Annotated in this window: 8 protein-coding genes and 1 riboswitch; of the genes, 3 read left to right on the top strand and 5 right to left on the bottom strand. The window is 67.3% G+C overall.

What is annotated here, in order from left to right; all coding sequences use genetic code 11:
- Nucleotides 1–19: 19 nt before the first annotated feature.
- Nucleotides 20–228: riboswitch (cobalamin riboswitch) on the bottom strand.
- 144 nt (nt 229–372) lie between these two features.
- A complete protein-coding gene (locus Q0Z83_RS21380) occupies nt 373–7,722 on the top strand; it encodes a non-ribosomal peptide synthetase (RefSeq protein WP_317795730.1) in 7,350 nt (2,449 codons plus the stop codon).
- Nucleotides 7,723–7,801: 79 nt separating this feature from the next.
- Complete coding sequence (locus Q0Z83_RS21375; RefSeq protein ID WP_317795729.1) at nt 7,802–9,652, top strand: siderophore-interacting protein; 1,851 nt, start codon at nt 7,802–7,804, stop codon at nt 9,650–9,652.
- 73 nt (nt 9,653–9,725) lie between these two features.
- Here Q0Z83_RS21375 and Q0Z83_RS21370 read toward each other — a convergent pair whose 3' ends face one another.
- The 4 genes from Q0Z83_RS21370 to Q0Z83_RS21355 are packed head-to-tail and all read right to left on the bottom strand — an operon-like array spanning nt 9,726 to nt 14,310.
- Nucleotides 9,726–9,977 carry a phosphopantetheine-binding protein gene (locus Q0Z83_RS21370; protein ID WP_317795728.1) on the bottom strand — a complete coding sequence of 84 codons (252 nt, stop codon included), beginning with the start codon at nt 9,975–9,977 and terminating at the stop codon, nt 9,726–9,728.
- A 57-nt stretch (nt 9,978–10,034) separates the two neighbouring features.
- On the bottom strand, nt 10,035–10,892 hold the full coding sequence (locus Q0Z83_RS21365; RefSeq protein WP_317795727.1) for a class I SAM-dependent methyltransferase: 858 nt from the start codon (nt 10,890–10,892) through the stop codon (nt 10,035–10,037).
- Nucleotides 10,889–12,652 (bottom strand): ABC transporter ATP-binding protein, encoded by a 1,764-nt coding sequence (locus Q0Z83_RS21360; RefSeq protein WP_317795726.1) that lies wholly within the window; start codon nt 12,650–12,652, stop codon nt 10,889–10,891. The genes Q0Z83_RS21365 and Q0Z83_RS21360 overlap by 4 nt, the downstream gene beginning before the upstream one ends.
- The gene (locus tag Q0Z83_RS21355) at nt 12,649–14,310 is read right to left on the bottom strand and encodes an ABC transporter ATP-binding protein (RefSeq protein WP_317795725.1); all 1,662 of its coding nucleotides are present in this window, start codon (nt 14,308–14,310) and stop codon (nt 12,649–12,651) included. The genes Q0Z83_RS21360 and Q0Z83_RS21355 overlap by 4 nt, the downstream gene beginning before the upstream one ends.
- A gap of 354 nt (nt 14,311–14,664) precedes the next feature.
- Between Q0Z83_RS21355 and Q0Z83_RS21350 the strand changes: the two genes are divergently transcribed.
- Complete coding sequence (locus Q0Z83_RS21350; protein ID WP_317795724.1) at nt 14,665–24,057, top strand: non-ribosomal peptide synthetase; 9,393 nt, start codon at nt 14,665–14,667, stop codon at nt 24,055–24,057.
- Nucleotides 24,058–24,120: 63 nt separating this feature from the next.
- On the opposite strand, the gene Q0Z83_RS21345 is transcribed toward Q0Z83_RS21350, so the two are convergent.
- Complete coding sequence (locus Q0Z83_RS21345; protein WP_317795723.1) at nt 24,121–25,341, bottom strand: FAD-dependent oxidoreductase; 1,221 nt, start codon at nt 25,339–25,341, stop codon at nt 24,121–24,123.
- Nucleotide 25,342: the final 1 nt, after the last annotated feature.

The raw sequence follows: 25,342 nt of genomic DNA, 5'->3' as shown, positions 1-25,342 counted from the left end.
CGCCGGCGGCGCCCACCGGACGACGGGCGCAGTGTTGGCAGGTCTTCGGACTCGCGGGCACGGCGTCACGCCTCCTACCGGCCGTCGCTTCCCAGACCCTGCGGTCCAGTGCTTGATGACGGCTTTCGTTCCCACTCACCGCTGCGGGGCAGTCCCGGTCTCGCACCGGGTTCCCTCTTACGACACCCCGCCTGGCTGACGGGGTGAACCAGCACCGCCCGCCATCCTAGCCGTGCCGCGGACCCGTTCTGCAAGGCGTTGCAAGGTTAGCCTAACCTTCATTAGGGTTGTGGCGATCGTTGCTTCGGTTGGCTCGGTCTGGTCTCAAGAGAAGTGGGTGTGCTTCCGTTGACGGCTTCTGATCGTGTGGAGTTGACCGCGAGTCAGCGTGGTAACTGGGTGGCTCGGCGGCTTGCGCCGGAGCCCTCGGTGTTTCGTGCCGGTCAGTTGTTGTGGTTGGACGGTGTGGTCGATCCGGCCGTTTTCGTGGCGTCGGTGGGTGCTGTTTTCGCGGAGACCGACGCGCTGCGAGTGCGTTTCGGTGACGTCGGCGGTGTTCCCTTTCAGTACGTGGACACCGGTTCGACTCTGTCGACCGAGGTCGTCGACGTGGGTCATGGCGATGACCGGATTCGGGTGCTGGCCCGTGAGCAGTTGGCCGGGCCGTCGGTTGCGGGGGAGCCGGCGACGTCTTCGACCCTTGTGCGTCGGGAGAACGGCACGTGGGCGTGGATCCTGATCACCGATATCCTGCTCGTCGACGGTTACAGCATTTCTCTTTTCATTCGCCGTGTCGCCGAGGTCTACACCGCGCAGCGGGCCGGGGATACGGTCCCGGATCGCTGGTTCGGGGCCCTGAAAAACGTCACCGACGGTGAGGATCCCGGCGAGTCCGGGGTCGCGTATTGGGATGGCGTCCTCGGTGTCGGGTCGGCCGGCCGTGAGACTGTGGAGGAGTTGTCAGGGGTCTTCGTATCGGCGAGTCGGCCGGTTGTCGTCCCGCTTCCCGAAGACGCCTATGCGCGGGTTCAGCAGTTCGCCCGTGCGGCGCGGGTGTCGTGGACTGATTCCCTGATCGCGTTGTGGGGTGTGTACACCGCGCTGGTCGAGGGTCGTGACTGCGTGGCGGTCCGGGTTCCGCTGATGTTGCGTGACGACCGGGAGTCGTTGCGGACACCGAGCGCGCGCTCGCGGGCGATCCCGGTCGTCACCGAGATCAGCCCCTATCGGACCTTCGAGGATGTGCTTGCGGTCGTCGCAGGCCAATTGAAGGATTCCCGGCGGCACACGACTGTCGAGGATCACCAGCTCGCCCGTTTGTGGCCGAGCGGTCAAGGGTCCTATCTGGGCCTCCCGACGATCAATATCCGGCTTTTCGAATCGACGCCGCGGCTTGGCGATGTCGTCGCGATTCCTGAAACGATCAGTACCGGACCGGTCGGATCACTCGACCTCGCGGTCTACCGCGATCCGGACTCCGGGATCCGGCTGGAGTTGTCCACGGGCTCGGCCACGGGTGATCCGGTGCGGCATGCCGAGCAGTTCAGTCGTTTCCTCGGCGCGGTTCTCGACGGGGCGTCGGGTCTGACCCTGCACCGGCTGGCATCTGATGTCGACGGTCCGGACCCGTCGTGGGTGCGGGGCGAGTCGCTGGATGTGGCGCCGGTGACGGTGGATGAACTGGTGCGCGCTCGGGTCGCGGCGGATCCGGACGCGGTTGCGGTCGTCGCCGACGGTGTCGAACTGACCTATGGCCGGTTCGATGCGCGGGTCAACGCGTTCGCCCACCTTCTGATCGATCAGGGGGTGCGGATCGGGGACCGGGTCGCTGTCGTCATGTCGCGCTCGGTCGATCTGGTGGTGGTGCTGACCGCGGTGCTCCGCGCGGGAGCGGCCTACGTGCCGATCGATCCGGAGTATCCCGCAGGGCGCATCGAACGCATCCTGGACGACGCCGCGCCCGCGCTGGTGATCACCGACCGGCATACTGCTGAGTTGCCGGGACTATGTATCGATGACCGCGACGTTCAGGAGCATCTGAACATCGGTCAGCAGACCGCTCCCGTTCTATCCCGGCCGTTGAATGGCCTGGACGCTGCGGTGGTGATCTTCACGTCGGGCACGACGGGTGATCCGAAGGGTGTCGTTCTGGGGCATCGTGCTCTGGTCAACCGGCTTGTGTGGGGTGGCCGGGTGCTGGACTACACCGCTGACAGTGTGGCGTTGTCGAAGAGTGGTGTGGGTTTCGTCGACGCGGTGACCGAGTTGTTCGGGCCTTTGATCGCCGGTTCGCGGGTCGTGGTCGTGGCCGGGCAGGATCCGGCAGGTCTGCTGGACACGATCGCCCGGCATCGGGTCACGCACCTGTTGACGGTGCCGAGCCTGGCCGATGTCCTGGTCCGCCATGACGAGGCGTCTGCGGCGTTGGCGTCGGTTCGGTCGTGGGTCTCCTCTGGTGAGGCGCTCACCGCCGGCACTGCGAAAAACATGCGGTCGGTTTCGCCGCGGGCGGTGTTGCACAACTTCTACGGTTCGACCGAGGTCACCGGTGACGGCACGGCGACGGTCGTGACCGGCGGTACTGCGATCGGTGTGCCGGTGGCGAATACGACCGCGCATGTTCTGGACGGGTGGTTGCGTCCGGTGCCGGTCGGGGTGGCGGGTGAGCTCTACCTGGGTGGGGTGCAACTCGCGGACGGCTATGTCGGTCGTCCGGGTCTGACGGCCGGCCGGTTCGTGGCCGACCCGTTCAGCGACCGCGGTGCCCGGTTGTATCGCACCGGTGATGTGGTGCGATGGAACCCGCAGGGGCAACTGGAGTACCTGGGTCGTAGTGATGACCAGGTGAAGATCCGTGGGTTCCGGATCGAACTCGACGAGATCCGTACCGTCCTCGAACAACACCCCGACGTGTCGAGTGCCGCGGTCCTCGCGTTGGATCATCCGGCCGGTGGGAAGTACCTCGCGGCCTACGTGACCACGGTCGGGGAAATGGTGCCGGTCGACGCGTTGCGTGACCATCTGGCACGGTCGTTGCCGGATTACATGCTGCCCACCACGTTCACTCGCCTGGACCGATTCCCGGTCACCGCGAACGGGAAACTGGATCGCCGCGCGCTACCGCAGCCGGATCTGACGGCGGGTGCCGCCGACGGCAGGCGACCGGAGACCGACACCGAGATCGCCCTCGCGGGCATCTTCCGTGACGTGCTGCACCTCGGCGACGACATCGATCTCGGCGTCGACAGCGACTTCTTCAGCCTCGGCGGACACTCGCTACTCGCGACCCGGGTCGTCGCCCGCGCCAATGCGCTGCTCGGGACCGCACTCACCCTCCGCGACGTCTTCGACCACCCGCGGATCAGTGAACTCGCCGTCATCGCCGACACCACCGAGGCGGCCGGCACACGAGTCGGTGACCTGCCACGCCCCGCGGTCCTCCCCGTCTCCTACGGGCAACAAGCACTCTGGCTGATCGATCAGTTGGGTGGGCCGGGTGGGCGGTATGTGGTGCCGGTGGTGCTGCGCTTGCGCGGCGCTCTGGATTCCGATGTTCTGATCATGGCGGTACGGGATGTGGTGTCTCGTCACGAGGCGCTGCGCACGCTCCTGGTGGAGAAGGACGGCACGCTACGTCAGGTCGTCATGCCGGCGAACGAAGCAGCCGACCGGCTCGCACTGCCCGTCGAGGATGTCACGGGTGTGGATGCGGCCGGCGTGGATGCGCGTGTGGGCGCGGTGGTGCAGGCCGGGTTCGATCTCGCGGTCGACATCCCGATCCGGGTCGCGCTGCTTCGCACCGGTGATGACGACTGGGTGTTCGTTGTCGCGGTGCATCACCACGCGGTGGACGAGTGGTCGTTCCCGTCGCTGCTGAGCGACCTGTCGACCGCATATCAGGCGCGGGCCGCCGGGCGGGAGCCGGGATGGGCGCCGTTGCGGGCCCAGTACGCGGACTACGCGATCTGGCAACGCGACGTGCTGGGTGAGGCGTCGGATTCGCGGTCGCTGCTCTCCCGGCACCTGGCCTACTGGCGTGACGCCCTCGCGGACGCGCCCGAGGAGTCCACGATCACGCTGGACCGGACCCGGCCGGTGGCGCCGACCCACCGCGGTGCGGATCTGTGGTTCACCGTCGATCAGAAGGTCGTCACCGGCCTGCGTCTGGTCGCGGACGAGCAGGGCGTGAGCATGTTCATGACGCTGCAGGCCGCGACCGCGTTGACCGTCTCGGCGTTGGGCGCCGGCGCGGATGTGGTGATCGGTTCGCCGGCCGGTGGACGTACCGAGGACGGCCTGGAGGACCTGGTCGGATACTTCGTCAACACACTGCCGATCCGGCATCGGTTCCACGCCGGTGACTCGATCACCGACGTTCTGCAGAACACCAGACGAACCGTCCTCGGCGGGTTCGAGCACCAGGCCGCACCCTTCGAAGAGATCACCCGTGCGCTGGGCGCCGGGCGATCCGTCGGCCGTAACCCCCTCTTCCAGACCATGCTCACCCACCGTGTCGCCGACAGCCGCCGTGCGGGCGGCCTGCAGCTCGGGAGTGTCACGGCGACACCGGGTTCCGCGTCGGTGGGCGCGGTCAAGACCGATCTCGACCTCGACATCTTCGATTCGCTCAGCGAGCTGAAGGGGAAACTCTCCTACACGATCGATCTGTTCGACGACGCCACTGCTGAGCGGTTCGTCGCCGTCTTCACGTCGGTGCTGGAGGCGATCGCCGCCCGCCCGGAGACGCGGGTCGGTGACTTGGACCTGTTGCCCGCACCGGAGTCGCGGCGACTCGAGGCGTGGTCGTGTGGTGAGACCCTCGATGTTCCCGCAGTGACGCTCGACGCGTGGGTGCGTCGGCAGGTCGCGGCGAGCCCGGACGCGGTCGCCGTCATCGCTGATGACGGCATTGAACTCTCCTATGGCGACTTCGATGCGCGGGTCAACGCTCTCGCCCACCTGCTCGTCGAGCAGGGCGTGCGGGTCGGGGACCGGGTCGCGGTCGCCATGCCGCGCTCGGCCGATCTGGTGGTCGCGTTGGCCGGGGTGATCCGCGCCGGGGCGGCGTATGTGCCGATCGCCACCGACTACCCCGCCGAACGCGTCAAGCACATCCTTGCCGACGCCGAACCACGTGTGGTGATCGCCGACCGGCACACCGCCGGTGTCCATCATCAGGTGCTCACCGAACATCCGGTACGCATCCTGTGCATCGACGACGAATCAGTGCGGCACCACCTCGACGCCGGCGTGATCGACCCGCCGCGGGTCTCGCGTCCACTGCTCCCGGCAGATGCCGCATACGTGATCTTCACGTCCGGTACCACCGGACGTCCCAAAGGCGTGCAGGTCACCCACCAGGCGATCGTCAACCGACTGTGGTGGATGCGTGATCTCTACCAGATCGGTGCGCAGGATCGGGTGCTGTTGAAGACCCCGTTCACGTTCGACGTGTCGGTGTGGGAGTTCTTCCTACCGCTGGTCACCGGCGCGGTGGTGATCGTGGCGCAGGAGGACGGACACAAGGATCCGCAATATCTACTCGAAGTGATCGATCGTCGCGCGGTGACGGTCACCCACTTCGTACCGTCGATGCTCCAGGCCTTCCTCACCGCGGCCCCGGACCGGACGTCGGTGGATTCGGTACGGCGAGTGTTCTGCTCCGGCGAGGCATTGGCCGTGTCGCCCGCGGCCGGTGCCGTCGCGCTGTTCACGAACGCGGAATTGCACAACCTCTACGGGCCGACGGAGGCGGCCGTGGACGTGACCGCTCACCCGGTGATTCAGGCCGAGCTCGTCGATGCGGTCGGCGTGCCGATCGGGTTTCCGGTGGCGAACACGACAACGCGTGTTCTCGATGCGTGGTTGCGTCCGGTGCCGGTCGGGGTGGCGGGTGAGCTCTACCTGGGTGGGGTGCAACTCGCGGACGGCTATGTCGCGCGGCCGGGTCTGACCGCCGGCCGGTTCGTGGCCGACCCGTTCAGCGGTGACGGTGCCCGGTTGTATCGCACCGGCGACGTGGTGCGATGGAACCCGCAGGGACGGTTGGAATACCTCGGTCGTAGTGATGACCAGGTGAAGATCCGCGGGTTCCGGATCGAACTCGACGAGATCCGTGCCGTCCTCGAACAGCATCCCGACGTGTCGGGTGCCGCGGTCCTCGCCTTGGACAATCCGGCCGGTGGGAAGTACCTCGCGGCCTACGTGACCACGACGGCCGAGGATCCGGCGCTGTTCGACGCGCTGCGCGAGCATCTCGCACGGTCGCTGCCGGACTACATGGTGCCCACGACGTTCGTACGACTGGACGAATTCCCGGTCACCGCGAACGGGAAGCTGGATCGCCGCGCGCTACCGCAGCCGGACCTGACCGCGGGTGCGGCCTACGGCCGGCCGCCGGAGACCGACACCGAGATCACCGTCGCGGGCATCTTCCGCAACGTGCTGCACCTCGGCGACGACATCGATCTCGGCGTGGACAACGACTTCTTCCAGCTGGGTGGCGACAGCATCTCCGCGGCAGGACTCGTCGCCTACGCGCGTGAGCGCGGTCTGACGTTCAAACTGTCCGAGGTGTTCGTGCAGCGGACCATCGGTGCCCTCGCTGCGCTGGTCGCACCGGCCACCCACGATGCCGTCGCGGCCGAGCCGGTTCTCGTGCCGACCTCCGCGGCCCTCGAGCGCTTGCGCGAGGCGGAGGCCGCGCCCGAGGGGTACGTCTTCACCGAACTCATCAACCTGCCCGCGCAGACGACGAGTGCCTCGGTCGTCTCGTCTTTCCGCTCACTGGTCGCCGACACCGACGCGCTTCGTCTGTCGGTCGACGCCACCGGCCGGCGGCTCTGGTTCACCTACCTGCTGCCTCCGGAGACGATCCAGCCCCCGATCGTGGAGTCGACCGCGGGGACGAACGTCGACGCGATCAGGTCGGCCGCCGTCGACCTCATCGACATCTCGACCGGCCGCCCGGCCGCCCTCGCCTACGCACACAGCCCCGAGCACACGGTGGCCGTGCTCGCCGTCCACGCGGCGATCGTCGACCGAGCCTCGCTCCACCGTCTGGCGGAGACGCTTCAGCAGGCAGTGTCCGGAGTAGCCGAAACGTCCCGCCCGCCGGCGCTCGTCCCCGCGCTCGAAGCCGTCGAAGCAGCCGGCGACGCGGTTGCCACGGACGGCCTCGACGGCTGGAAGGGCCTTCTCGCCCGAGCCCAGACGATCGACGAACCCACCTTCGCCTCCGGCACCGTCTCCACCCTCCGCTGGGACGGCCTGCTCACCGAAGACGTCGTCAGCGAAGCCATCCGCGACGCGCTGCGGTCAACGGGAATCGCCGCCCTGATCGGCGGTGTGGTCGACGAAGAGGTCCCGCTGACCGTCGATGGCGACACGATGCCGGTCGGTGCGTTCACCGCGGCCGCCACCGTCGCTCTCGACGAGGCCGAGCCGACCAGAACCGCCGAGCTGGCGCTGCTGCGTCACCACAACAAGGCCGGGCGCCGAGCGTTGCGGCGTGCCTCCTCGCCCGCGGTGATCCTCACGCGGGTCTACGGGCCGGACGGCGGGGTGCCGGTCCCGGAGGGCACCGAGCAGTTGTATCGCGCGGTCATCCGGTATCACCTCGCACCGGACACGACGGCGATCACGTTCCTCGGCTTCGCGGAGAAGGTGGCTGCCGATCTCCGGGCGGCTCTGGCCGACCGACTCCGTACGGTCAAGCCTTAGGTTAGGCAATGCTAAGGTTTGATGTCTGACTTCTGGCAGACCCTGTTTCGGTACGCCACCTGCTCGATGAGGAGTCACCTTGCCGCGTCGTGCCCGCCCCACCGCCGTACACACCATCGCCCTGCGAGAGCTGGAGGTGGCGCGGGTCGTCGATGTCACTGCCGGGATGCGGCGTGTGACCCTGACCGGTGATCAGCTGGGATCGTTCGTGGGAAGCGACGGCACGACCTTCCCCGAGTTCGCCAGCAGCGGGTTCGACGACAGCGTCCGCTTGATCTTCCCGTACCCCGGTGAGAGCGAGCCGGTGCTCCCGGTCTACAAGGACGGCAAGTTCCGGTGGCCGGCCGACCCGCCCGCGTTGTGGCGGGTCTACACGGTACGGCGCTACGACGCGCAGGCTCGCGAGCTCGACATCGACTTCGTGAAGCACGGTGTGGGTGTCGCGACGACGTGGGCGTACCGGGCGAGACCCGGCGATCGGCTCCACGTCGGGGGACCGTCGGTCTCCAGTGGTCGGCCCGAGGGCTACGACTGGTTCCTCGTCGTCGGTGACGACACGGCCATCCCGGCGATCGGCCGGTTGCTCGAGGAACTGCCCGACGAGACACCGGCCGAGGTCTACATCGAGGTGGCCGAGCAGGCACACCGAACCGATCTCCCCGCGCGTCCCGGTGTCGAGGTGACCTGGATCGTGCGCAACGGAGCGGCAGCGGGCACCCAGCCGCTGCTGCTGCAGGCGGTACGCGAGGCCGGGCGGCGAGAGGGCTCGATGTTCGCCTGGCTCGCCGGGGAACAGTCGGTGGTACGCGACCTGCGGCGGTACCTCATCGAGGAGCGCGGTGTCGACAAGGCCGACATCGACTTCACCGGCTACTGGCGGCGCGCCGAGGTCGTGGCGTTGGACGAAGACCCCGCCATACCGGACCCGGAGCGCAACGACGAGGCCTTCGAGAAGTTCCATGAGATGTCCGAGCTGCTGCCGCCGCTGGCGATTCGGGCGGCCGCGAACCTCGGCATCGCCGACTGCATCAGTCGTGGAGTGCGCACCGTGCCCGCGCTCGCACAGCACACCGGCGCGAACGAACGCTCCCTGGCGAAATTCCTGCGGTACCTGCAGGCGATCGAAATCCTGGAGAAGAAGGGCGACGAATACCGGCTCAGTGAGACCGGCGAGTTCCTGACCAGCGAGTCCGTACTCGATCACCTGACTTCCGGTGGGGTCGAGTCTCGCATGTCGCAGGCCTTCTACGGTCTTGAAGCGGCGGTCCGCAACGACCAGCCGGTGCTGGAGTCGGTGACCGGCAAGGACTGGGATGCCCTCCGCACCGATGTGACCTTCGAGCACAAACGGCTGGAGAACAAATCCCGGTTCGTGCAGGTGCTCGCCGAGCCGCTCGCGAAGTCTCCGGTACTCGACGGTGTCGGCACGGTAGTCGTCCACGCGGCCGGTGCAGCGGTGTACGCCGACTACCTCACCGCGGGGCATCCGGAGGCGACGGTGACCATCGTGGCGCTGCCCACCGCAGCCGACTGGTTCCGCCGAGACATCACGACCAGCATCGCGGAGGCGACGCGACGCGACCGGATTCGCATCGCCGAGCAGTCGGTGTTCGAGAAGACCGAACCCGCGGACGCCGTACTCATCATCGATACGCTCGGGCAGTATCGCGACGCGGAGGCGAGGCTCATTCTTCAGCGGGCCGCCGCGAGTCTGAGCCCCGGCGGCCGGCTGCTGGTGGTGGAGGACACCTTCGATCCCGACGAGCTGGACGAGCATGACGCCGAGCGTGACATCCTGCAGTTGACGCTCCACGGATCGGGATACCGCACCGAGGACGAACTCGAGGCGGTCATCACCGGCGCCGGATTGACAGTGATCCAGACGTCGCTCGTGGGGTGGGGTAACACGTTGCGAGTGCTCGCACCGTGATCTGAGGCCGCCGGCCTGGTGGGCAGTCCGGCCGGGTCGTCCACGACGAACCCGGCGGCCGCCCACCACAGGATCAGGAAGCTACTTCGTCACCGGCCTGGAGCTTCTCGATGACCTCGATCCAGTGACCCAGCCTCGAGTCCTCGGCCAGGGTGATGAAGTCGATCCGGTCCACTCCCGCGGTGCGCCACCGCTCCACCAGGTCCATCAGACGCACCGAGTCCATCCCCTGGTCGCGGAGGCTCAACTCGTAGTCGATTTCGGTGGGTTCGAGGAACAACACGTCGGCGACATCGGCGATCAACTGTTCGGTGCTCAGACTCATCAGGACTCCTCGTTCAGTGCTTGCGTGACTTTTTGTTGACATTTCCGGCCTGCCGTGTCAGACGGTGGCGATCAGGACTTCCTCGCCGCTGTACGGTCGCAGGCCGTCGGCCCGGCCCGCGAAGTAGCGTTCGGTCAGGTCGGCTGCCGAGACGTACTCGGCATCGGCGAAACCCGCCTGTCGCGCCAGCTCGATGATCTGGCCGGGAGTGTAGAAGCCGATGAACGGCGTACCGGCCCGCCGGGCACCCTCCCGGGAGGCTCGCCGGATCTGCACGTCCTCGGGTGCGAGATCTTCGAGGTGGCGGAAGAACGTGAGGATCAGTGACGAGCCGGACGGCAGACTCGCCACCCGCTTGAGGGTCGCCGCCGTGGCCTGTTCGGTCAGATACATGGTGACCCCCAGCCAGGACACCACGGCGGGGCGTGCGGTATCGAATCCCGCCGCCTGCAGCCGATCCCACCAGTCGTCATTCGCTTCGAAGTCGACCGGAACCAGGCGCAGCCAATCCGGAATGTCATATCCGAGTTCGATCAGCCGGTTCCGTTTCCACCCCTGGGTCTCCGGCTGGTCGATCTCGAAGACGGTCATGGTCGAGCCCGCATCGGGATGACGTTGGGCGTACGTGTCCAGGCCCGCGCCGAGGATCACATACTGATCCACGCCGCGGCTCGCGGCCTGGGCCACCAGCTCCTCGGTCAAACGTGCCCGTCCGACGATCGTGGCGCGCTTTCCTCGTGAGTCGCCGGGGACCATGTCTCCGCGCTCACGCCATCCGTCGTCGTCCTGTGCCAGCCGGGCACCCAGCACGTCCTCGAGGACGTGCGGCGGCTCGTCGACCAAGGTGTGCAGGGCGCGCCACAGAGCGGTCCGTACCGCGGTGTTGTCCGGCGTGCCGACAACGTTTCCCGTCATGAGCCAGTCCTTTCTACTTTGTTGTTGATGCTGCGTCCGGCCTTCCAGGCGCTCCACAGCCCGCCGTACACGCCACCGGCGGCGACCAGCTCGTCGTGTGTTCCGGTCTCGATGATCCGGCCGTGCTCCATGACGACGATCCGGTCACAGGTCGCGGCTTGGGAGAGACGATGCGCGATCACCAACCCGGTGCGCCCCCGCAACGTCGCCTCGGCGGCGCGGTCCAGCAACCCGGCGTGGGTGGAGCCCGCCTCGGCGGTCGCCTCGTCGAGGATCGCCAGTTCCGGGTCGGCGAGCAGGAGCCGGGCGAGGGCGAGCTGTTGAGCCTGTGCATCGGTGAGCGGGTATCCGCCGGTGCCGATCATCGTGTCGAGACCGTCCGGCAGCAGATCGAGGAGCCCGGCCGCCCCGGTGGCCTCCAGCGCGGCGTGGATGTCGTGGTCGGCGGCGTCCGGGGCGGCGAGCGTGAGATTGCTGCGCAGGGTGCCGGCGAACACGTGCGTCTCCTGGGTGATCAACGTCGTGCGGCCGGGCCGGGCCACCGTCCCGGCGTCGGGTAGGTGGATGCCGGCGATGACGGCGGCGAGCGTCGTCTTTCCGGCCCCGGAGGCGCCGACCACGGCGATACGCTGACCGACGGGGATGTCGAGGGTGAGGTTGTCGAAGACGCGGGGACCGTCGCCGTAGGCGAATGCGACGTCCTGCAGCCGCACGGCGATGTCGGTGTCCACTGTCGCGGTCGGTTCGCCCGGCCCCTCCGCGATGGTGGCCACCCCGATCATGCGGCTGAGCGATGCCAGAGCCGACTGGAGGTCGTCGACGACGAACACCAGCTCGTTGATCGGTCCGAGCAGGCGCAGGACGAGCAGCGTCGCGGCGGTGGCGCCGCCGACGGTGGACGCGTCCGCCTTGATCAGGAAGAAGCCGACGGCGAGGACGGTGGCCAGGCTCAGACATTCACCGAGGTTCAGGCGGATGCTGAGCATGGCCTGCACGATGCGCGCGCGAAGCGTCCACACCGCGACGCCCCAGGAGGCGGTCATCACGCTGTGGTGCCGCTGATCGGTGAGCCCGAGCCCGAGTACGGTGGCGTAGCCGCGCTGGGATTCGAGGATCTGCTGCGCCCGGGCGCTCATCGCCGCGCGTTCGGCGCCGTACACCCGCGGGCCGATGCGGAGGTACCAGCGCATGACGAGGACATAGACGGGCAGTACGACGACGAACGCTGCGGCGTACTGCCATTGCAGCGCCGCGAGCCCGCCCAGCGATACGACGATGGTGAACGCGGTGACGGTGACCGCGGGGATCACCGCGGGCGCGGCATCGACCACGGCGGTGACGTCGTCGCTGGTCCGAGAGATCAGGTCCCCGGTCCCGGCGCGTTCGACGAGGTGCTGGGGGAGTGTCATGGCGCGGCTCACGAGCTGTTCGCGCAGTCCGGCGAGGATGGTGTGGTAGATGCGGGTGGCGAGCACGATCGTCACCGCGGTGCCGGCCGCACCGAGAACCGCCGAGAGCACCATGAGGGCCGTGACCGTCAGTACGGTGCCGAGGTCGGCGGTGCCGGCCCGTACCTGGTCGACGAGGAACCCGATGATCACGGGTGGGATCACGTTGATGCCGGTGCTGACGAGCCCCAGCACTGCGACCGTGGCGAGCCGGAGCCGATGCCCGCGGCTGAGCCGCCACACCTGCTTGGCCGTCTCCCTGCCGCTCGCGATCGGCAGCGCGTGCTCGTTGGCCGTGGATGTCGCGCTCACAGCGTCGTCCTTGTGGGTGTCGGTGCGTCCTCGAGCAGGTCGACGACGCGGTCGCAGCTGCCGAGCAACGCGGGAGACGAGGTGATCAGCAGGGTCGATCGGCCGGCGCGGACCTCGCGTAGCCGCTCCGCGATCGTGTGTTCGGTGACCGGGTCGACCGCCGTGGTCGGGTCGTGCAGCACGAGTACCGGCGCGTCGCAGGCCAGAGCGCGGGCGAGCGCTAGACGCTGGAGTTGGCCGCCGGAGAAGCGGTTGCCGTCCTCGCCGACCGGGAGGTCGAGATCGGCGGCGAAATCGTCGCATGCCGCGGCTCGCACCGCAGCCGTCACCAGCTCGGGTGTGGCCGCGGTGGCGGTGAGGTTGTCGCGGATCGTCCCGCTGAACAGCATGACCCGGTGCGGCGTGAACGTGACCCGGGAGCGGTAATCGTGTGCGGTCAACTCCCGCGCGGCGATCCCGTCCAGCCGTACCGTGACCTCGTCGCCGGGCCCCCGCGGATCCAGCAGAGCCTCCGCGACGCGTGCGGCGGTCAGGTCGTCGGTGCGTACTCCCACGAGTTCGCCGGGTTCCACCCGGATGGTCGTGCTGAGCGTGGCCACCTCCAGTACCGGTAGCCGCGACACCACCGGCCGCGCCGCGTCGGCCGGCTCGGGCGTCACGGCGACGTCGGTCTCCAGCGCGTCGAGGATGCGTGCCGACGAGGCGCGGGCTCCGGCGAGGTTGGGGATGGAGTCGTTCGCGATCGACTGGATCTGCGGCAGTAGCGCCTGAGCGAGGCCGACCGCGGCGATCAGCTCGCCGATGCTCAACTGTCCGTCCACGGCGAACCAGCCCGCCAGCCCCATCACCGCTGCGACGAAGGTGCCGGTGACCACACCGGCGCCCATCAGGAACCTGCCCAGCAGTCCCGCGTTGCGTTTGGCGCCGGCCAGCGTCTCCTGGCTTGCTTGCCGGTACCTTCTGGTCGCCTCGGTTTCGGCGCGGATCCCCTTGACCACTCGATAGCCGGTCACGACATCGGTGGCCAGTCCGACGGTGGTGGCCAACAGTCCTTGGTACTCGCGGGTGTCGCGGGACAGCCGCTCGCTGAGCACGCCCATCAACCACACCGCCGCCGGCGCCCCCACCAGCACCGCAAGCCCGAGAAGCCAATGTGTCGTCAACAGCGACACCGCGATGAACCCGATGGTCGTGATCCTCGCGATCGGCATGATCACGAGCTGAACCCCGTTCGCCAGACGGGCGACGTCGTTGGTCATCATCGAGACGACACCGCCGCCCGGCGCGTGAACACTGCCGCCGACCGGATGCAGTACGCGGGTCGAGAGGGTGCTCCGGAGGCGGTGCTGGAGCAGCTGGATCGCATACGCGGTCAGTTGGGTGGCGAACTTCGCCGCCACCGTCAATCCGACGTACGCGGCCACCAGCGCGCCGAGCCACAGCGCCAGCTGCCCCGCATCCCCGGTCGCCAGTGCCCGGTCGATCGCGAGGCCCGTCACCACCGGGACCGCCGCCTCACCCACCTGCCAGACGATCGCTGCCAGGGCCGCCGGAACGGAGACCCGCGGCACCGACAGGATCACACGCAACAGGAATCGACCGGCCGTGGTCCCCGGGCCGGCCTCGAACGGCTGGACCTCGGGCGGAACGGTGGGCACCTGCCACAGCACAGGTAACCGACGGGTCAAAGGTCCCCGACCCAGCCCCGACGGGTCGGAGTGCGAAGTGTCCCTCATGGCCGTCTCCGGTCCGTGTCAAGCAGTGGGACGCCGGTGTGCTGCGTGCATGCCGCAGCCGTCCACACTCGCCGCCGGTGGGCTCCGGAGAGTGGGAACGACCCGTCCGGGATCGAACATGGACGGGCCGTGGTCGCGGGGCGATTGTCGTACCTGATGGACGCGTCTCCTCGCTCGGATGGCGGGATGGGTGGTGGCACCGTGCAAGGTTAGCCTACCCTTCGTTGGGGTTCTAGCGATCGTTGCCTCGGTTGGCTCGGTCTGGTCTCAAGAGAAGTGGGTGTGCTTCCGTTGACGGCTTCTGATCGTGTGGAGTTGACTGCGAGTCAGCGTGGTAACTGGGTGGCTCGGCGGCTTGCGCCGGAGCCCTCGGTGTTTCGTGCCGGCCAGTTGTTGTGGTTGGACGGTGTGGTCGATCCGGCCGTTTTCGTGGCGTCGGTGGGTGCTGTTTTCGCGGAGACCGACGCGCTGCGAGTGCGTTTCGGAGACGAGAGTGGCGTTCCTTTCCAGTACGTCGACACCGCATTGACTCTGTCGACTGAGGTCGTCGATGCCGGTCATAGTGACGACCAGATCCGGATGCTGGCCCGCGAGCAGTTGGCCGAGCCGTCGGCCGGCGGTGAACCGGCGACCTCCTCGACCCTGATTCGCCGGGAGAACGGCACGTGGGCGTGGATCCTGATCACCGATATCCTGCTCGTCGACGGTTACAGCATTTCTCTTTTCATTCGCCGTGTCGCCGAGGTCTACACCGCGCAGCGGGCCGGTGATGCGGTTCCGGACCGCTGGTTCGGGAGTCTGAAAAACGTCACCGACGGCAACGGGCTTGATGAGGGTGTCGCCTATTGGGATGGCGTCCTCGGTGTCGGTTCTGCAGGTCACGAGCCCGTGGAAGGTTTGTCGGAGGTTTTCGTATCGGCGAGTCGGCCGGTTGTCGTCCCGCTTCCCGGTGACGCCTATGCGAGGGTTCAGCAGTTCGCCCGGGCGGCGCGGGTGTCGTGGACGGATTCCCTGATCGCGTTGTGGGGTGTGTATACCGCGCTGGTCGAGGGTCGTGACTGCGTGGCGGTCCGGGTTCCGCTGATGTTGCGTGACGACCGGGAGTCGTTGCGGACACCGAGCGCGCGCTCGCGGGCGATTCCGGTCGTCACCGAGATCAGCCCTTATCAGAATTTCGCCGACGTGGTCGAGGCCGTCGCGGGGCAGTTGACGACTTCCCGGCGTCACACGACTGTCGAGGATCATCAGCTCGCTCGTTTGTGGCCGAGCGGTCAAGGGTCCTATCTGGGCCTCCCGACGATCAATATCCGGCTTTTCGAATCGACTCCGCGGCTTGGCGATGTCGTCGCGATCTCTGAAACGATCAGTACCGGACCGGTCGGATCACTCGACCTCGCGGTCTACCGCGATCCGGACTCCGGAATCCGGCTGGAGTTGTCCACCGGCACCGCTTCGGGCGAGCCCGTGCGGCACGCCGAGCAGTTCAGCCGTTTCCTCAACGCCGTTCTCGACGGGGCGTCGGGTCTGACCCTGCACCAGTTGGCATCTGATGCCGACGGTCCGGACCCGTCGTGGGTGCGGGGCGAGATGCTCGATGTCGCGCCGGTGACGGTGGATGAACTGGTGCGCGCTCGGGTCGCGGCGGATCCGGATGCCGTCGCGGTCGTCGCCGACGGTGTCGAACTGACCTATGGCCGGTTCGATGCGCGGGTCAACGCGTTCGCCCACCTTCTGATCGATCAGGGGGTGCGGATCGGGGACCGGGTCGCGGTCGTCATGACGCGCTCGGTCGATCTGGTGGTGGTGCTGACCGCGGTGCTCCGCGCGGGAGCGGCCTACGTACCGATCGATCCGGAGTATCCCGCAGCGCGTATCGAACGCATCCTGGACGACGCCGCGCCCGCGCTGGTGATCACCGACCGGCACACTGCTGAATGGCAGGGACGTGTGCCGGAACATCAGGACGCCCCGGTGTTGTCGAGGCCGTTGAGCGGTCTCGACGCAGCGGTGGTGATCTTCACCTCGGGCACGACGGGTGATCCGAAGGGCGTCGTTCTGACACATCGTGCTCTGGTCAACAGGCTCGCATGGGGCGGCCGGGTGCTGGACTACACCGCTGACAGTGTGGCGCTGTCGAAGAGTGGTGTGGGTTTCGTCGACGCGGTGACCGAGTTGTTCGGGCCGATGGTCGCGGGTGCTCGCATCGTGGTCGCGGAGACCGCGCAGGATCCGGCCGGTCTGCTCGACACGATCGCCCGACACCGGGTGACGCATCTGTTGACGGTGCCGAGTCTGGCCGATGTCCTGGTCCGTCACGACGGGGCGTCTGTGGCGTTGGCGTCGGTTCGGTCGTGGGTCTCCTCTGGTGAGGCGCTCACCGCCGGTACCGCGAAGGGCATGCGGTCGGTTTCGCCGCGGGCGGTGTTGCACAACTTCTACGGTTCGACCGAGGTCACCGGTGACGGCACGGCGACGGTCGTGACCGGCGGTACTGCGATCGGTGTGCCGGTGGCGAATACGACCGCGCATGTTCTGGACGGGTGGTTGCGTCCGGTGCCGGTCGGGGTGGCGGGTGAGCTCTACCTGGGTGGGGTGCAACTCGCGGACGGCTATGTCGGTCGTCCGGGTCTGACGGCCGGCCGGTTCGTGGCCGACCCGTTCAGCGACCGCGGTGCCCGGTTGTATCGCACCGGTGATGTGGTGCGATGGAACCCGCAGGGGCAACTGGAGTACCTGGGTCGTAGTGATGACCAGGTGAAGATCCGTGGGTTCCGGATCGAACTCGACGAGATCCGTACCGTCCTCGAACAACACCCCGACGTGTCGAGTGCCGCGGTCCTCGCGTTGGATCATCCGGCAGGTGGGAAGTACCTCGCGGCCTACGTGACCACGGTCGGGGAAATGGTGCCGGTCGACGCGTTGCGTGACCATCTGGCACGGTCGTTGCCGGATTACATGCTGCCCACCACGTTCACGCGCCTGGATCGGTTCCCGGTCACCGCGAACGGGAAGCTGGATCGCCGTGCGCTGCCGCAGCCGGATCTGACCGCGGGTGCCGCCGACGGCAGGCGGCCGGAGACCGACACCGAGATCGCCCTCGCGGGAATCTTCCGTGACGTGCTGCACCTCGGCGAGGACATCGATCTCGGTGTCGACAGCGACTTCTTCAGCCTCGGCGGACACTCACTGCTCGCGACCCGGGTCGTCGCCCGCGCCAACGCCCAGCTCGGCACCGCACTCACCCTCCGCGACGTCTTCGACCACCCGCGGATCAGCGAACTCGCCGTCATCGCCGACACCACCGAGGCGACCGGCACCGCAACGTCGGACAAACGAATCGGCGACCTACCACGCCCCGCCGTCCTCCCCGTCTCCTACGGACAACAAGCACTCTGGTTCACCGAGCAGATCGCGGGACGTTCGGTCTATCGGACTGAAATCGTGCTGCAGGCGGGTCAGCGGCTGCAACGGGATGCTTTGGAGACGGCGATCCGTCGGATCGTCGCGCGTCACGAGATCTTGCGTACGATCCTCGTGCCGGACGAGGAGACCTCATCACTGCGCCAGATCATCTGTCCGGCACCCGACGACGACACCAGGGTCCTGGAGGTCGAGGACGTCGATTCCGAGCTGCTCGGTGACGAGATCGCCCGGGTTGCCGCACTGCCGCTCGACTTCACCTCCGAGTTCGGGCTGAAGTTTCATCTGCTGCGCCACTCTGGTGGCGACGTCCTCGTCGCCTATGGGCACCACATCATCACCGACGCGGATTCCTTCGGGGTCCTCTTCCGTGAGCTGAACGAGTTCTACCTCCAAGCGGCTACCGGCGATCGCACTGAAGTCGAGCCCCTACCGACGCAGTATGCCGACTTCGCGGTCTGGCAGCGGCATGTCCTGGGCGACCGGAAGGATCCGGGGTCTCGCTATCAGTCGGACCTGCAGTACTGGCGAGACATGCTGTCGGGGCTCCCGACGGAGACCGTCCTGCCTCTCGACCAGCCACGTGACGTCTCCGAAGAGCGGACCATCCGGCCGGCGACCATGCCGCTCACCGGCGATGAGACGGCCAAGATCGACGAACTTCTGGTCGAACACAGGGCGACACCGCTTCAGGCGTTGATCGCGGCGTTCTCCCTGGCGCTGTGGGACGAAGGGGCAGGCGACACCGTTCCCATCGGCACTCCGGCCAGTCTGCGTGACCAGCCCGAGTTGCACGACCTGATCGGGTACTTCGTGAACACCGTCGTGGTGCGCGCCGACATCGACGCCGAAGCCGGCTTCGTACCGGCGCTGCTCCATTGCCGCGATCGCATGCTCGAAGCCGCCGACCACAAACTCGTTCCGTTCGAGCGCGTCGTCGAGGCGGTGAACCCGCCGCGGCAGGTCGGGATCAGTCCGCTGTTCCAGGTGATGGCCGCCTACGTGGATCGCGGAGGAGAGCCGAGTGCGGCGTGGCCGCTCACCAACTACGCCTCGACCACCGCGGACGGCCCGCTGGCCGCTCAGCCCGCGCTGTTCGATCTGGTGTCGAGTATCGAGAGACTGGACGGCGGGGCCTACGGCATCAATCTGAACGCGGCCCGCGAGTTGTTCTCGGCGGAGACCACGTCACGACTGCTCCGGAACACGGTGCGCTTCCTCGTGCTCGGATCCCGGCACCCGGATCTGACCGTCAAGCAACTCGCCCAGATCGTCCGTGCCGGCGACGAGGGCCGGGCCAGAGCCGGCGACAGCGTCGGTGACACTCGCCGTTTCCGTCTGCCGCTCGAGGATTTCGACATCAGCGTGGCACCGCTCTGGCGGGCGGCGATCGACCATGTCAGTCACGCCCTGTCGGGCGCGAGCCTCGCCTTGCGACTGGCGATCAGCGACGGCGGCACCGGTGAACTGGTCGCCGAGACCGGAAATCCGGAGATGCTGGATGCGGTCGCGAAGAGGCTCCCCGAGCTGGTCACCGCCTATGAGGCGAAGATTCCGATGGTCGTCACCCCGTCCACGTCGGCCGCGGCGGGATACAAGGACGACGAGTTGGCGGCGGTCCTCGACGATCCGTTCTGGGAGGATTGGGTAGACCGGCTCGCGGATGCGGCCGACACGGTGCTGCGGCAGCGAGGCGGCTCGGACGCGCACGCCGGCACGGCTGAACGACCGGTTCCCGCCGCAGACGAAACCTCCCTGCCGTCCGTCGTGCTGACGGCTGTGGCCACGGCCTTGGCCGGAATCGCTGACGGTGATCTGCTCGTGGAGTTCCACGAGTCCGACGGTCCCCTGATGACGCGCAGATTCCCCGTCCTTGTCGACGATGGGGGAGTCCTCGGACTGAGCCCGGAACGAGCGGCCGAATACGCCGCGCTGGCCGGGCACCCCCGGTTCAGCCGCTTCTTCGATGATCTGCCGACCCCGCGGATCCGGGTGGGTGTGTTCCGTAGCCGAGCGGAGCTGATCACCGAGCCCGCCGCGGGTGTGGGCGTACCGGAGGACGGACTCGGCATCCAGGTCCACCTGGCCGGTCGTGAGGTCCGCGTCTGGGTGGAGTCGGCGGACACCGTTGATGTCGACACGAGTGCACTGGCCGCTGCCATCACCGACGCGATCGTCGGCGTCGGAGTCCCCGTTGCCGGCCACGAACCTCGCGACGCGTTCACGCTGCGTCGCGCCGACCGGGTCGCGTTGACGCCCGCCGAAGAGGAGTCCATCCGTGCCCGCTACGGGTACGACGCCCAGATCCTTCCGCTGGCCCCGTTGCAACGCGGACTGTTCTACCACCTCTTGCGGTCCCAGGAATCCGACGACCACAACACCTACGTCTCGCAGATCACCCGGCAGATCGCGGGAGACGTCGACCCGCAGCGGATGACGAACTCCATCGCCAGCGCGATGGACCGGCACCCCAACCTGCAGGCGGCGTTCGTTCCGCCCGGGGACGTGCAGGTGATCCCGTCCGGTGTCAAAGTTCCGGTGCGGGTCATCCGATCGACCGACTGGAGTGGCCGCGGCGTCGATGTGGAGCAGTTCCTGGCTGCCGAGCGGGGTGAGCCGTTCGACTTCGAGGTCCCGCCGCTGATCCGGTTCACGCTGCTCGAAATCGGCCACCACTCGTGGATTCTGGTCATGAGTTTCGAGCACATCCTGCTGGACGGCTGGTCGATCAACGCGGTGTTCGACGAGATCTTCAGCATCTACGCCGATGACGGCTACGTCGACCGCGTGCGGCCGGCGTCGTTCCGCTCGTACCTGGACTGGGTCGACGACCAGGATCCCGCGACCGCCTATCGCGCCTGGGACGGCTACCTCGCCGAACTGACCGGTCCGACGTTGCTGTGCCCGGACTTCGTCGACCTCGGTGATGCACAGGGCGAGACCGGTGAACTCCACCTCGACCTCAGCCCGGCAGAGGCCGCGATGGTGTTCGGCACCGCACGAGACGCCAAGGTCACGGTGGGCACTGTGCTGCAGACCGCCTGGGGGATCGCGCTCAGCCGACTCACCGGCAGCAACGACGTCGTCTTCGGCAACACCGTCTCCGGTCGGCCGCCGTCCCTGCCCGACGCCGACCGCATCATCGGGCTGCTGTTCAACACGGTCCCGATGCGGGTGAGCGTGCCCCCGTTCGAAACGAATCGGGAGTTGCTCGCCCGGGTTCAGTCCGAGCAGTTGCTCGTCATCGACCATCCGCAAGCCACTCTGACCCAGATCCAGACCAATGCCGGCGTTCCTGTTCTGTTCGACACGCTGTTCGTGGTGCAGAACGTGCCGCTCGGCAAGGCTGCCGGGAAAGACACGGCCGGGCTACAGGTCGTCGGCGCGAAGGTCGATGACGCGACGCACTACCCCGTGACGTTCGCGGTCGACCCGGAAGAACGCGACGGGGCGGCGACCGTGCATGTTCGCCTGTCCTATCGCCGGGACGTTTTCGGCGCCCCGGCTGCGGAGCTGTTGCTCAAACGCTACGTCCAGGTGCTGCTTGCTCTCACTCGTCGGCTCGACGAGCCGGTCGGTATGGTGTCCGCCCTGTTGCCGGACGAGGCTGCCCCGCATACCGGTATCGCCGCTGATCTCGTCCGTGACATCGAACCGGTCACGGTCGCCGAGTTGCTGGACCGGCAGGTACGGCTGTCCGGATCGGAGACGGCGCTGGTGGCCGGCGATCGTGTGTTCACCTTCGTGGAGTTCTCCGCCGAGGTGAATCGCTACGCCCGTCTGCTGCTCGACGAGGGAGTACGCCCGGAGCATCGGGTCGCCCTGCTGCTGCCGCGCGACGAGCGTACGGTCATCGCGATGTTCGCGGTGTTCGCCATCGGAGCCGCCTACGTTCCGGTGGACAGCGAACTACCGGACGAACGGATCGGCTACATGATCGAGATCGCCGAGCCGACCGTCACCCTGGTGACCGACCGCGACGTGAACCGGCTCACCGGCACCGTCGGTAAGGTGATCAACCTGGAGTCCGCGCCGGTGGTGGAACGTCTCGCGCAGATCGCCACCGATCCGATCACGCCGGCAGAACGAGGCGGGCAGATCTCGCTCGACAACCTCGCCTACATCATCTTCACCTCGGGTACCACCGGACGGCCCAAGGGCGTCGCCGTCGGTTACCGCGGACTGACGAACATGTACTTCAACCACGTCGAGAAGATCTTCGATCGGGTGGTGGACCACCAGCGCGGGCGCCGGATGAAGATCGCACACACGACGTCGTTCTCCTTCGACGCCTCGTGGGAGCAGCTGTTCTGGCTCCTGAACGGGCACGAGGTGCACGTCATCGACGAGGAGATGCGGCGCGATCATCAGCGGCTGCTGGCTCACTATGACGACGTGCGGATGGACGGGTTCGATGTGACCCCGTCGTACGGGCAGCTGTTGGTCGAGGAGGGCCTGCTGGAGCGGGACCGGCCGGCCGGCCGGTCGGTGTTGTCCGATGCGCCCGGTGTCGTGTTCGTCTCCCTCGGTGGCGAGGCGGTTCCCGATCGGCTGTGGCAACAGCTGCGCGACGCACCCGGAGTCGAGTCGTACAACCTCTACGGACCCACCGAGTACACCATCAATGCTCTCGGTGCCGATCTGGCCGACAGCACCACCTCGAGTGTCGGCACGCCGATCTTCAACACGCGGGCGTACATCCTCGATGAGAACCTGCAACCGGCCCTTCCCGGTGTGGCCGGTGAGCTCTACCTGGCCGGTGACGGTACGGCGCGCGGATATTGGGGCCAGTCGGCGCTGACCGCCGAGCGTTTCGTCGCCTGTCCGTGGGAGCCGGCGCAACGCATGTATCGCACCGGAGACCTCGCCCGGTGGAAGGACGACGGGATGATCGACTACCTCGGTCGTGCCGACGAGCAGATCAAGATTCGCGGTTATCGCATCGAGCCGGACGAGATCCGGGACGTGGTGCAGAAGTTCCCCGGGATCACGCGCGCCGAGGTGGTGGCTTTCCAGCATTCCACCGGGCTTCAACTGGCCGCGTACTACATCACCACGGCGGACCTCGACATCAGTGAGTCGTTGCGTAGCCACCTGGCCACGTATCTGCCGGACTACATGATCCCGGCGGCCCTCGTCGCGGTGGATTCCTTCCCTCTGACCCCGACGGGAAAGTTGGACCGCCGAGCGTTGCCGCCGGCCGACGTGGCCGCGGCCGGAGTCGGCATGGGTCGGGCGCTCGAGTCGGATACGGAGTTCGCGGTGGCCGCGGTCTTCCGTGCGGTGCTGGACCTCGATGAGGGACTGGTGCTGGGTGCGGGCGACGACTTCTTCCGGTTGGGTGGGCATTCGCTCGCGGCGATGCGGCTCGCCTCGCAGATGAACCGCACGTTCCCGGTGACCATCGCGATGCGGGATGTCATCACCGCGTCGACGATCGGCGAGCTGAGTTCGGTCGTCGACGCGAAGATGCATCCGGATGCGGATCCGAATGTCGACATCACCGCGATCGTGACCCGGTTCACGCCATCTCTGAACGGCCGCACCCTGTTCTGCGCGCATCCGAAGTTCGGTGCCTCGTCCATGTATTCGGAGCTGGCGAGGTATCTCCCGCCCGAGGTAGGGTTGGTCGGTCTCGATGATCCCGCGATCGCCGGCCTGGACGTCGAGTTCGATGACCTTGCGGACCTCGCGGACACCTATGCCGATGTCATCCAGGGTTTGCAGCCGTCCGGGCCGTACGAGCTGCTGGGGTGGTCCTATGGCGCACACATCATGTTCGCCGTGGCGCGTCAACTCCTCGCCCGAGGCGAACGCGTCGGACCGCTGGTGATCGTGGACGCCATGCCCGCCGGTTCGGAGAACTCGACGGAACTGCTCGTACGACCGGGATCCGCCGAGTCGATGCGCGACGAGATGCGCAAGGCCTTCGGTGAGGAGGCGTTCAACGAGTTGCTCGCCGACGCGAAGCAGTTGAAGGCCGTCGAGACGGCCGGCCGTCGTTGTGACGTGCTGACGTCGACTCCGACGCTGGGCATTCTCGACGTCGAGGCGCTCGTGATCGCGTCCTCCGCGACCCACACGCCCCGGCTGGCGGAGGTGGGCCGTGAGGACGCGCTGGGATGGGACGGCCACCTGAGCGACTATGCGTTCTTCGTCGCCGAGGACGAAGACCACCAGTCCATCCTCGAACCCGATTCCGGGCTGCTGAAGTGGGGTCCGCTGCTGAGGAACCTGCTGGCCGACTGAGTGGATTTCGTTGTCTGGTGCGGTACCACCCGTGGTACCGCACCAGACAGCGGAGCCGATGGCTCAGGTGATGGCGGCAGCGTCCTGGAGGCTGTCGAACAGGGCCGCACGGCGCATGTAGGCGCGGGCGGTATCGAACTTCTCGGCGGTCCGGCGCAGTTCGTCGAGGTTCTGTCGACGAACCTCGGGATCGCGTTGCTCCAGCAACCGTTTGTTGGCGATCGTCTGGGCCTGTACGTAGTTCACCGCGGCATGGCGCCGCTGGCGGCTGTAGAGGTCGAGCAGATCGTCGTCGGCCTCACCGGCGATCACCTTCGTGAGCTTGTCCGTCAGGTTGATCGCGTCATGGATGCCGCCGTTCATGCCCATGCCGCCGATCGGGTTGTTGACGTGCGCGCTGTCGCCGGCGAGCAGGATGCGCCCCTGACGGAAGGTCGCGGCCACACGCTGATTGACTCCGTAGACGTTGCGATACTCGACGTGGTACGGGCCGGTCTTCGGGAGGAACTTCTGCAGCCGCTCCTCGACGCGCGCCGGCGACAACGCGGTGGCGTCGTCCTCGTCGTGGCCGATCGGCAGAATGACCCGCCAGAGCCCTCCGGGTGCTTCTCCGCGCACCTTGAACACGTTGGCCCACTCGTTGGGGTCGGAGAAGTAGTTGCGAAACGCCAGCTCCGGCTTGACGGTCTTCAAGTCGAAGCTGGTCGCGATCTTGATGAACCGCTCCGGGTAGGTGAATCCCTCGAATTCGATGCCGGCGAGCTTGCGCACCGTCGATCGGCCACCGTCACAGCCGACGACGTACGCCGCCGCCATGCGTTCCGTGCCGGCCGGTGAGGTGTACTCCACCTCGATGCCGTCTGCGGTTTCGGTCAGACCGGTCAGCGTGTGGGAGAACCGTACGTCGAAGTCGGATTCGTTCGCGTATTCCGCGGCGATGGCGGCGGTCAGTTTGTACTGCTCGTACTGCAGCACATACGGGAACCGGATCTCGTCCTCGAGTCGGCCGAGGTCGAACTCCGCCACGACGTCGCCGGTCGTGCGGTCGTGGAAGCGATAGGTGCTGGAGAGCAGGCTGTGCGGTCGGATCTTCTCGGTGATGCCCAGGTCGTCGAGCATCTCCAGCGTGCTCGGATGGATGGTCGCCGCGCGCTGATCCTGCACCGGCGCGGGCTCGGACTCGAGAACGGTCACCGGGATGCCGCGCCGGTTCAGTGCCAGCGCGCAGACCATTCCGACCGGGCCCGCGCCCACGACGAGGACACGTGTGGTCTTGTTCGGCATG

The sequence above is a fragment of the Actinoplanes sichuanensis genome, assembly GCF_033097365.1.
In the GTDB taxonomy this organism is placed as follows: Bacteria; Actinomycetota; Actinomycetes; order Mycobacteriales; family Micromonosporaceae; genus Actinoplanes; species Actinoplanes sichuanensis.
The sequence above is the reverse complement of the archived record's forward strand: the minus strand, read 5'-3'. Positions and strand labels throughout refer to the sequence as shown.

Bases quoted from the DNA above. Each gene is read 5' to 3' on its own strand.
- Q0Z83_RS21370 (WP_317795728.1), bottom strand. From the start codon at position 9,977: ATGAGTCTGAGCACCGAACAGTTGATCGCCGATGTCGCCGACGTGTTG.
- Q0Z83_RS21365 (WP_317795727.1), bottom strand. From the start codon at position 10,892: ATGACGGGAAACGTTGTCGGCACGCCGGACAACACCGCGGTACGGACC.
- Q0Z83_RS21345 (WP_317795723.1), bottom strand. From the start codon at position 25,341: ATGCCGAACAAGACCACACGTGTCCTCGTCGTGGGCGCGGGCCCGGTC.